At 69.6% G+C, this 13,072-nt stretch carries 12 protein-coding genes and 1 pseudogene; 10 read left to right on the top strand and 3 right to left on the bottom strand.

Features of this window, described 5'->3' with window-relative positions; genetic code table 11:
• The 3 genes and pseudogenes from AC1DY2_RS11390 to AC1DY2_RS11380 all read left to right on the top strand — a co-directional run.
• Positions 1–471 (top strand): annotated as a pseudogene (locus tag AC1DY2_RS11390) (glycine dehydrogenase (aminomethyl-transferring)); the annotation flags it as partial.
• A gap of 69 nt (positions 472–540) precedes the next feature.
• A complete protein-coding gene (locus tag AC1DY2_RS11385) occupies positions 541–1,047 on the top strand; it encodes a sigma-70 family RNA polymerase sigma factor (RefSeq protein WP_476762534.1) in 507 nt (168 codons plus the stop codon).
• Positions 1,044–1,760, top strand: a complete 717-nt coding sequence (locus AC1DY2_RS11380; RefSeq protein WP_476762533.1) for an anti-sigma factor family protein — start codon at positions 1,044–1,046, stop codon at positions 1,758–1,760. Before AC1DY2_RS11385 ends, AC1DY2_RS11380 begins: the two co-directional genes overlap by 4 nt.
• 81 nt (positions 1,761–1,841) lie before the next feature.
• On the opposite strand, the gene AC1DY2_RS11375 is transcribed toward AC1DY2_RS11380, so the two are convergent.
• Positions 1,842–2,033, bottom strand: coding sequence for a hypothetical protein (locus AC1DY2_RS11375; RefSeq protein WP_476762532.1), 192 nt, complete (start codon positions 2,031–2,033; stop codon positions 1,842–1,844).
• Between the two features lie 138 nt (positions 2,034–2,171).
• On the opposite strand from AC1DY2_RS11375, the gene AC1DY2_RS11370 reads away from it, so the two are divergent.
• A complete protein-coding gene (locus AC1DY2_RS11370) occupies positions 2,172–2,627 on the top strand; it encodes a hypothetical protein (RefSeq protein ID WP_476762531.1) in 456 nt (151 codons plus the stop codon).
• Here the strand turns inward: AC1DY2_RS11370 and AC1DY2_RS11365 are convergent.
• On the bottom strand, positions 2,579–3,337 hold the full coding sequence (locus tag AC1DY2_RS11365) for a CPBP family intramembrane glutamic endopeptidase (RefSeq protein ID WP_476762530.1): 759 nt from the start codon (positions 3,335–3,337) through the stop codon (positions 2,579–2,581). The two genes, AC1DY2_RS11370 and AC1DY2_RS11365, sit on opposite strands and share 49 nt — an antisense overlap.
• Before the next feature lie 206 nt (positions 3,338–3,543).
• On the opposite strand from AC1DY2_RS11365, the gene AC1DY2_RS11360 reads away from it, so the two are divergent.
• The 6 genes from AC1DY2_RS11360 to AC1DY2_RS11335 all read left to right on the top strand — a co-directional run bounded on the left by AC1DY2_RS11360 (position 3,544) and on the right by AC1DY2_RS11335 (position 12,068).
• The gene (locus AC1DY2_RS11360) at positions 3,544–5,217 is read left to right on the top strand and encodes a peptide ABC transporter substrate-binding protein (protein ID WP_476762529.1); all 1,674 of its coding nucleotides are present in this window, start codon (positions 3,544–3,546) and stop codon (positions 5,215–5,217) included.
• Between the two features lie 45 nt (positions 5,218–5,262).
• Positions 5,263–6,192 (top strand): ABC transporter permease, encoded by a 930-nt coding sequence (locus tag AC1DY2_RS11355; RefSeq protein ID WP_476762528.1) that lies wholly within the window; start codon positions 5,263–5,265, stop codon positions 6,190–6,192.
• Positions 6,182–7,138, top strand: a complete 957-nt coding sequence (locus AC1DY2_RS11350) for an ABC transporter permease (RefSeq protein WP_476762527.1) — start codon at positions 6,182–6,184, stop codon at positions 7,136–7,138. Before AC1DY2_RS11355 ends, AC1DY2_RS11350 begins: the two co-directional genes overlap by 11 nt.
• The gene (locus AC1DY2_RS11345; RefSeq protein WP_476762526.1) at positions 7,135–8,907 is read left to right on the top strand and encodes a dipeptide ABC transporter ATP-binding protein; all 1,773 of its coding nucleotides are present in this window, start codon (positions 7,135–7,137) and stop codon (positions 8,905–8,907) included. Before AC1DY2_RS11350 ends, AC1DY2_RS11345 begins: the two co-directional genes overlap by 4 nt.
• Positions 8,908–9,133: 226 nt before the next feature.
• Positions 9,134–11,038, top strand: coding sequence for a translational GTPase TypA (gene typA / locus AC1DY2_RS11340; protein ID WP_476762525.1), 1,905 nt, complete (start codon positions 9,134–9,136; stop codon positions 11,036–11,038).
• A gap of 355 nt (positions 11,039–11,393) precedes the next feature.
• Entirely contained in the window at positions 11,394–12,068 is a 675-nt protein-coding gene (locus AC1DY2_RS11335; RefSeq protein ID WP_476762524.1) for a M23 family metallopeptidase, read from the top strand.
• A gap of 40 nt (positions 12,069–12,108) precedes the next feature.
• On the opposite strand, the gene AC1DY2_RS11330 is transcribed toward AC1DY2_RS11335, so the two are convergent.
• Positions 12,109–12,948, bottom strand: coding sequence for an enoyl-CoA hydratase/isomerase family protein (locus tag AC1DY2_RS11330; protein ID WP_476762523.1), 840 nt, complete (start codon positions 12,946–12,948; stop codon positions 12,109–12,111).
• Positions 12,949–13,072: the final 124 nt, after the last annotated feature.

Genomic DNA, 13,072 nt, shown 5'->3' with positions numbered 1-13,072 from the left:
ACGGGCGACAACCACCTCGTCGCCCACGAGTGCATCCTCGACCTGCGTCCGCTCACCGCGGCCACCGGGGTCACCGTCGACGACGTCGCGAAGCGCCTCATCGACTACGGCTTCCACGCGCCGACCATGTCGTTCCCCGTCGCGGGCACCCTCATGGTCGAGCCGACGGAGTCGGAGGACCTCGCCGAGCTCGACCGCTTCGTCGAGGCGATGATCGCGATCAAGGCCGAGGCCGACGCAGTCGGTCGCGGCGAGTGGCCGGTCGAGGACAACCCGCTCCGCAACGCGCCGCACACGGCCGAGTCGGTCATCGCGGGGGAGTGGACGCACCCCTACACGCGCGAGCAGGCGGTGTACCCGGTGCACGCCCTCGTGCGCAACAAGTACTGGGCGCCGGTGCGCCGCATCGACCAGGCCTACGGCGACCGCAACCTCGTGTGCGCCTGCCCGCCGGTCGAGGCTTTCGCATAGCATCGGTCACCTGCCCGCGCGAGTGAACCGAACCCGCCGCGGTCTCGTGGTCACGGCAGGAGGTGACGGATGCCGCTGGGGGACGACCGCAGGCTGGTCGCGCTCTACGACGCCCACGCGCCGTCGATCTGGCGGTACGTGGTGCACCTCACGGGCGACGCCGCCGGAGCCGACGACATCGTGCAGGAGACGCTGCTGCGCGCGTGGCGGAGCCCGCGCATCCTCGCGCAGGAGCCCGCCTCGACGCGGGCGTGGATGTTCACCGTCGCCCGCAACCTCGTGATCGATGAGGCGCGCAGCGCCCGGAGGCGGCATGAGATCGGCGTCGCCGAGACGCCCGAACGCGGGCTCGGCGACGGCACCGACGCGCTGTTCGAGAGCCTGCTGGTCGAGGAGGCGCTCGCGGGCCTCGACCTCGAGCACCGCGCGGTCATCGTGCACGCCTACTACGGCGGATGCAGCATCGCCGAGGTGGCGCGGCGGCTCTCGATCCCCGAGGGGACGGTGAAGTCGCGGCTGCACTACGGGCTGCGTGCGCTCCGCCTGGCGCTCCAGGAGAAGGGGGTGACGCGATGAACGCCGAACACGAGCGCTACGCCGACTGGGATGCGGCGTACGTGCTGGGCGCGCTGTCGCCGGCCGAGCGCCGCGAGTACGAGGGTCACCTCGAGTCGTGCGACGCATGCCTGCGGTCGGTCGCCGAGCTCGCACCCATGCCCGGTCTTCTCTCCCGACTGACGCCCGAGCGCGCCACGGCACTGCTCGACGCCGAGGCGCCGCCAGCGGCCGCGCCGAAGCCCGAGCTGCTCGACGCCGTGCGGCTCGAAGCGCGTCGCCGCGGCATCCGTCGCCGTCGCCGGAGCTGGGCCCTCGCGACCGTCGCGGCCGCGGCCGTCGTGGTGCTCGCCGCGCTGTTCGTCCCGCTCGCCTTCAGCCGCCCCGCGCCCGGGGGGCAGACGGTCGCATTCGACACCGTCGCCGACGTGCCGGTGACCGCGACCGCGGTGCTCACCCCGGTCGAGTGGGGCACGCGCATCGCCCTCGACTGCACCTACGAGACCGATGCGTCGGATGCCGCGGACGCGCCCGAGGGCGGATGGCCGTACGCCCTCGTGGTGGTGGACCGCGACGGCAATCGCACCCAGGTGTCGAGCTGGCGCGCGATGCCCGGCGCCACCGCGCGGCTCCAGGCAGCCACGGCGGTCGACGTCGAGGACATCTCGTCGCTCGAGATCCGCGGCGTCGAGAGCGCCCGCGTGCTCCTCACGGCGGAGCCCGGCGACGGGTGACCGTTCGCCGCCGCGCCTCGTGCGCGGACGGGGCGACGCGGATCATGGCGGACGGCCGGCCGCTCCGTACTGTGGTCGCGGCTACGCGGGGCGCGGTGCGGCGTGACGCCCGCGCTGCGCGTAGGTCCGGCCGGCGGATGCCGCGACGAGGCCCGTGCGGCGCTCGATCACGCGCCGCTCGGCCTCCCGCACCTCCGCCTCCGTGGTCGCGGTGCGCCGATCGGTGCGGCGTGCGGCGAGGCCCGCCGTGGCGAACGCGTGTGCGAGGCTCATCGTCCCGTTCCCATCCGCGCGATCGTCGATCGACCGCGACGGGACCGATGTTCCCGGCGGCCGGGATCCGCCGGATCCGGGCGGTCCCGATGTCGCACCCCGGGAGTACACTGAGGTTCTCTCGTCTAGGGGGTGCGCATGGTCTCCGCCGATCTCCTCGCAGTGCTCGCCACAGCCGGCTTCATCGGCCTGTTCGTCGGCACGTCGGTCCTCGCCGGGCGCGGTCTCGGGCTCGAGCAACGCGCGGGGCTCCTCGAACGCCGAGATCCGGGCACGGCGGCCGCGCTCCGCCGTGCGCAGTCGATCACCGACTTCGCGAGTGGCACGGTGTTCGGCGACKAGGGCTTCGGCGCCGTGTGCACGCCCAGCCGGAAGAGCTGGCACGACATGGCCCGGGTGCGGGCGACCGACTCCGACCTCCGCGTCGAGGTCCCCGAGGAGACGCTGCCCCCGATGCCGGCCACCGTCGTCGCCCTCGCCCGCAGCGAGCACGTGCCGCAGGCGCCGCGCACGCGGCATCCGTCGACCGACGCGCCGGTCAGGGCTCAGGCGGCGGCGAAGAGCCCCGGCCACCAGCCGACGGCAAGGGGATAGCCCACGAACGACACGATGTCGATGATCCAGTGCGCGATCACGAGCGGCATCGTGCGACCCCACCGTGCGTAGCACCAGCCGAACACGATGCCCATCGCGACGTTGCCGACGAACGGGCCGAAGCCCTGGTAGAGGTGGTAGCTCCCGCGCAGCACCGCGCTCGAGAGGATGGTCGCCCACCGTCCCACGCCGAGCTCCGCGAAGCGCGTGAAGAGGTAGCCGACGACGATGACCTCCTCGGTCAGCGCCGCCTCGAGCGCGCGGAACACGAGGATGGGCACCGTCCACCAGAGCCAGTCGGCCGGTGACGCCTGCACCGCGACGGTGAGGCCGAGCGCCCGCCCGAGCGCATACAGCGCCAGCCCGGGCACGCCGATCACGAGCACCAGCAGCACGCCGGATGCCGCGTCGCGGCCGGGCTGGGTGAAGTCGAGGCCGATGCGGCGGAACGGGCTGCGGCCGGGCCGCCACAGCAGGTAGAGCACGAGCGCCACCGCGAAGAGCCCGAAGAAGACGTCGAGGAACTGGTAGGTGAAGTCGAGCCACTCCCGCGTGGACCGCGACGGATTGAGCGCGACGCTCTGGTCGCCGAGTGCGCGCTCCTCGGTGAGCTTCGCGATCAGCGACACGATCGAGTAGACGGCGGACGCACCGAGCGAGAGCCCGAGGACGATCACGACCTCGATCCGCAGGCGCCATGCAGTGGACATGCGGTAATCCTCGCACGCGCCTCGTGCACGCAAGAATCATGCGCCCTCACGCGGTTTTACGGCTTCGTGTCACCCGCTACATTGCGCGTCGGTAACGGTTTCCCTCTGGGTTTGCTTCCGTGCAAGCCGCTTCATAGTCTCGATCTACTAGCGCTCCAGTGCGACCAGAAGTCGTGCTGTCGACGCACATCTCACCAGGAGGAACATTGAAGATCAAGAGATTTGGCGTTGTCGCCATTGCTCTTGCGGCCGCGGGAGCGCTCACGCTCTCGGGCTGCACCAGCGGTGACGCCTCGTCGTCGGCCGGCGCCGGCGACACCAGCGCCGTCATCACCACGAACGGTTCTGAGCCCCAGAACCCGCTGGTCCCGACGAACACCAACGAGACCGGTGGTGGCAAGATCCTCGACGCGATCTTCGCGGGCCTGATCTACTACGACGCCAAGGGCGCTCCCGTCAACGACGTCGCCGAGTCGATCGAGACCGACGACGCGCAGAACTACACCATCAAGCTCAAGGCCGACCAGAAGTTCTCGAACGGCGAGCCGGTCACGGCCAACTCGTTCGTCGACGCCTGGAACTACGGCGCACTCCTCTCGAACGAGCAGCTCTCGAGCTACTTCTTCGAGTCGATCGAGGGCTTCAGCTACGACGAGGACTCGGAGCTCACGGGCCTCGAGGTCGTCGACGACACGACCTTCACGGTCAAGCTCAAGCAGCCCGAGTCGGACTTCCCGCTGCGCCTCGGCTACTCGGCGTTCTACCCGCTGCCCGAGTCGGCCTTCGAGGACATGGAAGCCTTCGGTGAGAACCCGGTCGGCAACGGCCCCTACATGCTCGACGGCGAAGGCGCCTGGAAGCACAACGAGAAGATCGACCTCGTCGTGAACCCCGACTACGACGGCCCGCGCAAGCCGGCCAACGGCGGGCTCGACATCGTCTTCTACGCCACGCAGGAAGCGGCCTACGCCGACCTCCAGGGCGGCAACCTCGACGTGCTCGACGCCATCCCCGACGGCGCGCTGTCGACCTTCCAGGACGAGTTCGGCGACCGCTCGGTCACGCAGGCCGCGGCGATCTTCCAGTCGTTCACCGTCCCCGACCGTCTCGCCCACTTCGGTGGCGAGGAGGGCAAGCTCCGTCGCGCCGCCATCTCGAAGGCGATCGACCGCGAGGAGATCACCGACGTGATCTTCTCCGGCACCCGCACCCCGGCGCACGACTTCACCTCGCCGGTCATCGACGGCTACTCCGAGGACATCCCCGGTTCCGAGGTGCTCGACTTCGACGCCGACGAGGCGAAGAAGCTGTGGGCCGAGGCCGACGCGATCGCCCCGTGGGACGGCACCTTCCAGATCGCCTACAACGCTGACGGCGGCCACCAGGCCTGGGTCGACGCTGTGGCGAACCAGCTGAAGAACAACCTCGGCATCGACGCGTCGGGCGCTCCGTACCCGACCTTCGCCGAGGTCCGCACCGCGATCACCGACCGCACCATCCAGACCGGCTTCCGCACCGGTTGGCAGGCCGACTACCCGGCCCTGTTCAACTTCCTCGGCCCGATCTACGCGACGGGTGCCGGCTCGAACGACGGTGACTACTCGAACCCCGAGTTCGACGCCCTGCTCAAGGAGGGCCTCGCGCTCACCGACCTCGACGCCGCGAACGAGAAGTTCCAGCAGGCGCAGGAGATCCTCTTCAAGGACCTCCCCGCGATCCCGCTGTGGTACTCCACGGTCAACGGCGCGTGGAGCGAGTCGGTCGACGACGTCGAGTTCGGCTGGAACTCGGTGCCGCCATTCGGCTGCCGCCCCACTCCCACGTATCCCCGATGCCGCCCCGATCGGCGTACCATCGAGTGGACGACTCGCAAACGGTGAGGTTTCTTCAACATGTCAACAATCACGAACAGCGGGGCCTGATCCATGGCCGGCTACATCGTGCGCCGACTGCTTCAGGCGATCCCTGTCCTGCTCGGCACCACCTTCCTGATCTACTACATGGTCTTCGCAATGCCCGGAGACCCGATCGTCGCCCTGTTCGGCGACAAGACGCCGCCGCCGCAGGTGCTCGAGCAGCTGCGCGAGCGCTACCACCTGGACCAGCCGTTCATCGTCCAGTACCTGATCTTCCTCGGCAACATCTTCCGCGGCGATCTCGGCACCTCGTTCTCGGGTCAGCCCGTCTCCGAGATCCTCGCGACGACGTTCCCGGTCACGCTCCGCCTCGCCGTCATCGCCGTCTTCTTCGAGATGGTCTTCGGCATCTCGGTCGGCCTCATCTCCGGCCTCCGCAAGGGCGGCATCTTCGACGCGAGCGCGCTGGTGGTGAGCCTCATCCTCATCTCGCTCCCGATCTTCGTGGTCGCCTTCGTGGCGCAGTACATCTTCGGCATCCAGTTGGGGTGGTTCCGCACCACGGTCGGTCCGGGTGCTCCAACGCAAGACCTGATATTGCCGGCGCTGGTGCTGGCGACCATCAGCTTCGCCCAGATCACTCGACTGACGAGGGCGTCAGTCATCGACACGGGCACGCAGGACTTCGTTCGCACCGCCGCGAGCAAGGGCCTGTCCCGCAGCCGGATCGTCCCCGTGCACATCCTGCGCAACTCGCTCATCCCCGTCGTCACCTATCTCGCCGTCGACTTCGGCGTGCTGATGGTCGGCGCGACGGTCACCGAGGGCATCTTCAACGTGCCCGGCGTCGGCCGCACCCTCTACCAGGCGATCATCCGCGGAGAGGGACCCACCGTCGTCTCCTTCGTGACCGTCATGGTGCTGATCTACCTCGTGGTGAACCTGCTGGTGGATCTGCTGTACGCCGTTCTCGACCCGAGGATCCGCTATGCCAAGTAACATCACCAGACCAGACCAGCAGCACTTCGTCGCTCCGCTTGAGGAGACCCCGCTCGTCGCGATCGACAAGGTCAAGACGGAGGGCAAGCCCACCAACCTCTGGATCGACGCGTGGAACGACGTGCGCAAGCGCCCGATGTTCTGGATCTCGTCGGTCCTCATCGTGCTCGTCGTCGTCGTCGCCCTGTTCCCGGGCCTGTTCACGCAGGTCGCCCCGAACAACGACTGCCAGCTGTCCAACAGCAACGGCGGCCCCGCCGACGGCCACCCGCTCGGGTTCACCAAGCAGGGCTGCGACATCTACTCGCGCATCATCCACGGCACGTCGACCTCGCTGTCGGTGGGCATCATCGTGACCGTGCTGGTGTTCGTGCTCGGCATCGTCTTCGGCGCCTTCGCGGGCTTCTACGGCGGCTGGATCGATTCGGTCCTCTCGCGCCTCGGCGACATCTTCTTCTCGATCCCCTACATCCTCGCGGCCGTGGTCATCATGTCGGTGTTCTCGCAGTACGCGAACGTGTGGGTGATCTCACTCGCCATCGGCATATTCGCGTGGCCGGCGACGGCCCGCGTGCTGAGAGCGGAGATCCTCAGGGTGAAGAACGCCGACTTCGTGATGGCCGCGACGGCGCTCGGCGTCTCGCGCTTCCGGATCCTGGTCCGTCACGTGCTCCCCAACTCGATCGCCCCGGTCATCGTCATCACGACGATCTCGCTCGCCGCGGCCATCGTCGCCGAGGCGACGCTGTCGTTCCTCGGCGTCGGCCTGCCCTCGAGCACCATGTCCTGGGGCAATGACATCAGCGCCGCCCAGACCGACCTCCGCACGGCGCCGCAGGTGCTGATCCTGCCGTCGGTCGCGCTGTCGATCACCGTGCTGAGCTTCATCATGCTGGGCGAGGTCATCCGTGACGCGCTCGACCCGAAGGCGAGGGCCCAGCGATGACCGAGATCGTGAACGGAAGCAACGTGCAGCAGCGCACCGCGGTCGATGTCGGGGAGCGCCCGCTCCTCGAGATCAAGGACCTCCAGGTCGGATTCACCACCCAGGACGGCCTGGTCAAGGCCGTCGACGGGGTGAACATCACCCTCTACCGCGGGCAGAGCCTCGCGATCGTGGGGGAGTCCGGTTCCGGCAAGTCCACGACCGCGCACGCGATCATCAACCTCCTCCCCGGCACGGGTCACGTGTCGGGCGGCCAGATCCTCCTCGACGGGCAGGACCTCACCAAGGCCTCGCCCAAGGAGATGGAGGGCATCCGCGGTCGGAAGATCGGCTTCGTGCCCCAGGACCCGATGTCGAACCTCAACCCCGTGTGGTCGATCGGCTTCCAGGTCGAGGAGGCCATCAAGGCCAACGGCATCGCGACCGGCCGCAAGGAGGTCAAGCAGCGCGCCATCGAGGTGCTGAAGCAGGCCGGCCTGCAGGACGCCGACCGGCGCCTGAAGCAGTTCCCGCACCAGTTCTCGGGCGGCATGCGCCAGCGCGTGCTCATCGGCATGGGACTCGCTGCCGACCCGCAGCTGCTCATCGCCGACGAGCCAACCTCGGCGCTCGACGTCACCGTGCAGCGCGTCATCCTCGACCACCTCGAGTCGCTCACCCGCGAGCTCGGCACGACCCTGCTGTTCATCACGCACGACCTCGGCCTCGCCGCGGAGCGCGCCGAGCAGCTCGTGGTCATGTACAAGGGCAAGGTCGTCGAGTCGGGCCCGTCGGCGCAGATCCTGCAGAACCCGCAGCACCCGTACACGCAGCGGCTGGTCGCCGCGGCGCCGAGCCTCGCCTCGCGCCGCATCCAGGCCAGCGGCAGCATCGCCGCGGCGGAGTCGTCCATGGCGTCCGATGCGGCGCACGCGGCCGGCGACACGATCGACCTCATCGCCACGGCCGAGGCCCGTGCCGAGGCGCTCGCGGCTGCGGCATCCGCCCCGCCCGCGATCGTCGTCGAGGACCTCACCAAGGTCTTCAAGATCCGCGGTTCGGGCGAGTTCACCGCGGTCGACAACGTGTCGTTCCAGATCCCGAAGGGCACCACGATGGCGCTCGTCGGCGAGTCCGGTTCGGGCAAGTCGACGGTCGCGAAGATGCTCCTCAAGCTCGAGAATGCGACGAGCGGCAAGATCGTGGTCGGCGGGAAGGACCTGGCGAGCGTCACCGGCAAGGAGCTCTTCAACCTCCGCAGCCGGATGCAGCCGGTGTTCCAGGATCCGTACGGCTCGCTGAATCCACTGCGGAACATCGGCAACACGATCGCGGAGCCGCTGCACACGCACAAGGTCGGCACGAAGGCCACGCGCCGCGCTCGGGTGCTCGAGCTGCTCGACCAGGTGTCGCTGCCGAGTGCGCTCGTCAGCCGGTACCCGAACGAGCTCTCGGGCGGCCAGCGTCAGCGCATCGCGATCGCGCGGGCGCTCGCGCTGAAGCCCGAGATCCTCGTGCTCGACGAGGCGGTCTCCGCCCTCGACGTGCTGGTGCAGGCGCAGATCCTGCGCCTGCTCGCGGACCTGCAGGCCGAGCTCGGGCTCACCTACCTGTTCATCACCCACGACCTGGCCGTCGTGCGCGTCATCGCCGACCACGTGTCGGTGATGCAGCGCGGCCGGATCGTCGAGTCGGCGACCACCGACGAGGTGTTCGACAACCCCAAGGAGCAGTACACCCGCGACCTGCTCGCGGCGATCCCCGGGGCCGGCATCGAGCTCGGGGCGTAGCCCGAAGCACCATCCGAACGCCCGGCATCCGCTCACCCGGATGCCGGGCGTTCGGCGTTCCCAGCCGAACCCGCGCCTCGCACGGTAGGCTTGTCGGGTGCGCGCCGTGGAATCGGCTTCGCGCGATCCCACAGACCTTCACACCCAGCGCTTCCGCGCTGCCGCCGCGCCGCCCGCGAGGGCCGCGTCGGTGCCACGTGACGACACGCATCACTGAGGACCAACCATGGCCAACGCCACCCGCAACGACCTGCGCAACGTCGCGATCGTCGCCCACGTCGACCACGGCAAGACGACGCTCGTCGACGCCATGCTCAAGCAGACCCATTCGTTCGCCGACCACGCCCACGTCGACGAGCGCGCCATGGACTCGAACGAGCTCGAGCGTGAGAAGGGCATCACGATCCTCGCCAAGAACACGGCGATCAGCTACGAGGGCGTGCACGCGCCCGACGGTCCCGTGACGATCAACGTGATCGACACCCCGGGTCACGCCGACTTCGGCGGCGAGGTCGAGCGCGGCCTCTCGATGGTCGACGGCGTCGTGCTCCTCGTCGACGCGTCCGAGGGTCCGCTGCCCCAGACCCGGTTCGTGCTCCGCAAGGCGCTCGAGGCCCGGCTGCCGGTCATCCTCCTCGTGAACAAGACCGACCGCCCCGACGCTCGTATCGCCGAGGTCGAGGAGGAGAGCCACGACCTGCTGCTCGGACTCGCGAGCGACCTCGTCGACGACGTGCCCGACCTCGACGTCGACGCGCTGCTCGACGTGCCGGTCGTCTACGCGTCGGGCAAGGCCGGTCGCGCGTCGCTCACCCGTCCGGCCGACGGCTCGCTCCCGGCCGAAGACGACCTCGAGCCGCTCTTYGGCGCGATCATCGAGCACATCCCGGCGCCGAGCTACGACGACGAGGCACCGCTGCAGGCGTGGGTCACGAACCTCGACGCCTCGCCGTTCCTCGGCCGCCTCGCGCTGCTGCGCGTCTTCAACGGCCGCATCCGCAAGGGCCAGACCGTGGCCTGGGTGCGTCACGACGGCTCGCACTCGAACGTGCGCGTGACCGAGCTCCTGAAGACGAAGGCGCTCGAGCGCTTCCCCGCCGAGGAGGCCGGCCCCGGCGACATCATCGCCGTCGCGGGCTTCGAGGACATCACGATCGGCGAGACGCTCGCCGATCCCGATGACGTGCGCCCCTTGCCCGCGATCCACGTCGACGACCCCGCGATCTCGATGACCATCGGCACGAACACCTCGCCGATCGTCGGCAAGGTGAAGGGCCACAAGCTCACGGCGCGCATGGTCAAGGACCGCCTCGACCGCGAGCTCGTCGGCAATGTGTCGCTCAAGGTGCTCGACATCGGCCGTCCCGACGCGTGGGAGGTGCAGGGCCGCGGTGAGCTCGCGCTCGCGATCCTCGTCGAGCAGATGCGACGAGAGGGCTACGAGCTCACGGTGGGCAAGCCCCAGGTGGTCACCAGGCAGGTGAACGGCAAGACGCACGAGCCGTACGAGCACCTCACGATCGACGCGCCCGAGGAGTACCTCGGTGCGATCACCCAGCTCCTGGCCTCGCGCAAGGGCCGCATGGACAACATGTCGAACCACGGCACGGGCTGGGTGCGCATGGAGTTCATCGTGCCGAGCCGCGGCCTCATCGGGTTCCGTACCGAGTTCCTCACGACGACACGCGGTACGGGCATCGCGAACGCGATCTCGCACGGGTACGACGAGTGGGCCGGTCAGATCGTCACGCGCAACAACGGCTCGATCGTCGCCGACCGCGCGGGCGTCGTCACGCCGTTCGCGATCATCGCCCTGCAGGAGCGCATGACGTTCTTCGTGAACCCGACCGAAGAGGTCTACGAGGGCATGGTCATCGGCGAGAACTCGCGCAACGACGACATGGACGTGAACATCACCAAGGAGAAGAAGCTGACCAACATGCGTCAGTCGACCTCCGACACGTTCGAGTCGATGACGCCGTCGCGCCAGCTCACGCTGGAGGAGTGCCTCGAGTTCGCCCGCGAGGACGAGTGCGTCGAGGTCACGCCCGAGAAGGTGCGCATCCGCAAGGTCGAGCTCGACCAGACCGCGCGCGCCCGTGCGACCTCGCGCCTGAAGAAGCAGGGCTGATTCACAGGTTCAGCATCCGATGAGCGGATGTCTCGAGCGCGAGCTCGGGGCATCCGCTCAGTTCATTGCGCGCTCCGCAACGGAAAGCGGATGCCGAACCGACGGAGGTAACGGTCGGGTAACGGATGAATCTCCCAGATTCGGTGCGTACGGTAGCCAGGATTGCCTCGAGACTTCTGACCCGGATACGTAACGCACCTGCATGAATTCCCCTACTCACGGCCGCCGCGCCGCCCCGAAGCCCCCTGCCTCCTCCCGCGCCCGCACCTTCGGTGCCGGCCCCCGCGCCTCCCGCACGAGTCCTGACCGCACCCCTCGCAGCCGATCGCTGCGGCCCGCGTTCTCGATGATCGCGATGACGTTCGCCTCGGGCATGCTCGTCGCGACGAGCGTGCCGGCCCTCGCGATCACCGCGACCGACGCCGAGCCGCGCGCCTCCGTGTACGCTCCGGTCGAGGACTCGATCACGCTCGCCCCGCAGACCATCGAGGTCGCGCACGAGGCCGAGATGAAGCCCATGGCGGTCGAGGGCTACGCGGTCGAGGCCGCTCCGCCGCCCCTCCTCTCGCAGGTCGCGGGCCTCGGAAGCGTCTCGATCATCAAGGCCGACCTCGTCGTCTGGCCGGTGCTGACGCCGCAGAAGCGCTCGGACGGCTTCGGCCCCCGGAACGCGCCCTGCGCCGGCTGCTCGACGAGCCACGACGGCGTCGACTTCAATCCGGGCAACGGTTCGCCCGTGATGTCGATCGCCGACGGAGTCGTGGTGCTGGCCACCGAGAACGGCGGCGGGCTCGGCGTGAACGTCGAGGTGCAGCACAACATCGACGGCGAGCTCATCACGAGCTCGTACGCGCACATGCAGTTCGGCTCCCTGCAGGTCGTCGAGGGYCAGCGCGTGAGCGCGGGCCAGCAGCTCGGCGCCGTCGGCACGACCGGCCAGTCCACCGGCCCGCACATGCACCTCGAGATGTTCGGCGCCGACGGCGTTCGCTTCGACGGCTTCGCCTGGCTCGACGACCACATCGCCTGAGAAGGGCCGCCCGGTCGCGAACCGGGTCGGTCGCTCCCGGTCAGGCGGGCGTGGCGCCGGCGCCGGCGCCATCGGTGAACCGCGGCTCGCGCTTCTCGAGGAAGGCGGCCACGCCCTCGGCCTTGTCGCCGGTGCGGAACGCGTCCTCGAAGCCCGCGATCTCGAGTTCGGTGGCGGTGTCGGTGGCCCGGCCGGATGCCGCGACGAGCACGCGCTTGGCGAGGCCGACCGCCGACGCCGAGCCGGTCGCCATGAGCTCCACGGTCTCCCGTGCTCCGGCCAGGAGCGTCTCGCGGTCCTCGAACCGCCGCAGGACGAGCCCGGCGGCCATGGCCTCCTCGATGCCGATCTGGCGCCCGGTGTAGATCAGCTCGCGCGCGCGTGCGGGCCCGACCACCCGCGGCAGCCGCACGGTGCCGCCGAACCCCGGGATGAGGCCGAGCTTCACCTCGGGCTGGCCGAAGCGCGAGGCATCCGTCGCGTAGATGAAGTCGCACGCCAGCGCGAGCTCGAGCCCGCCGCCCAGCGCGAAGCCGTCGACGCAGGCGATGACCGGAAGGGGGAGCGCCTCGATCGTGGCGGCCACGCGATGACCGAGTCGCGCGGTCTCCGCCCCCTCGGCCGGGGTGGACTGCGACAGCGCCCGGATGTCGGCGCCCGCGACGAACGCCCGCCCGCCCGCGCCGACGAGCAGCACTCCGGCGAGGTCGCCCGGGTCGTCCGACAGGCCGCCGAACACGTGGTCCAGCGCGCCGAGCACCTCGGGGGAGAGGGCGTTGAGCGACTTCGGGCGGTCGATGACGACGGTGGCGACGCGGCCGTCGCGTTCGACGCGCACCGCCCGCTCGTCGCCGTGGCTCGTCGCTGCGGCATCCGACATCGTCATCGATCCTTCCCGGCGGGCGGCCCCGCGACGCCCACCACGCTACGGCATCGGCGGCGCCGGTCGCCGGGCGGTAGACTCCGACGCGAGCGGATGCCGGGGGCACCGCCGGGCCGCGCGA

Source organism: Agromyces sp. P1_H4, assembly GCF_056405255.1.
The sequence above is the reverse complement of the archived record's forward strand: the minus strand, read 5'-3'. Positions and strand labels throughout refer to the sequence as shown.

Excerpts from the sequence above, each read along its gene's own strand:
- AC1DY2_RS11375 (WP_476762532.1), bottom strand. The coding sequence starts at position 2,033 with ATGAGCCTCGCACACGCGTTCGCCACGGCGGGCCTCGCCGCACGCCGC.
- AC1DY2_RS11350 (WP_476762527.1), top strand. The coding sequence starts at position 6,182 with ATGCCAAGTAACATCACCAGACCAGACCAGCAGCACTTCGTCGCTCCG.
- AC1DY2_RS11330 (WP_476762523.1), bottom strand. The coding sequence starts at position 12,948 with ATGTCGGATGCCGCAGCGACGAGCCACGGCGACGAGCGGGCGGTGCGC.
- AC1DY2_RS11365 (WP_476762530.1), bottom strand. The coding sequence starts at position 3,337 with ATGTCCACTGCATGGCGCCTGCGGATCGAGGTCGTGATCGTCCTCGGG.
- AC1DY2_RS11345 (WP_476762526.1), top strand. The coding sequence starts at position 7,135 with ATGACCGAGATCGTGAACGGAAGCAACGTGCAGCAGCGCACCGCGGTC.
- AC1DY2_RS11385 (WP_476762534.1), top strand. The coding sequence starts at position 541 with ATGCCGCTGGGGGACGACCGCAGGCTGGTCGCGCTCTACGACGCCCAC.
- AC1DY2_RS11380 (WP_476762533.1), top strand. The coding sequence starts at position 1,044 with ATGAACGCCGAACACGAGCGCTACGCCGACTGGGATGCGGCGTACGTG.
- AC1DY2_RS11355 (WP_476762528.1), top strand. The coding sequence starts at position 5,263 with ATGGCCGGCTACATCGTGCGCCGACTGCTTCAGGCGATCCCTGTCCTG.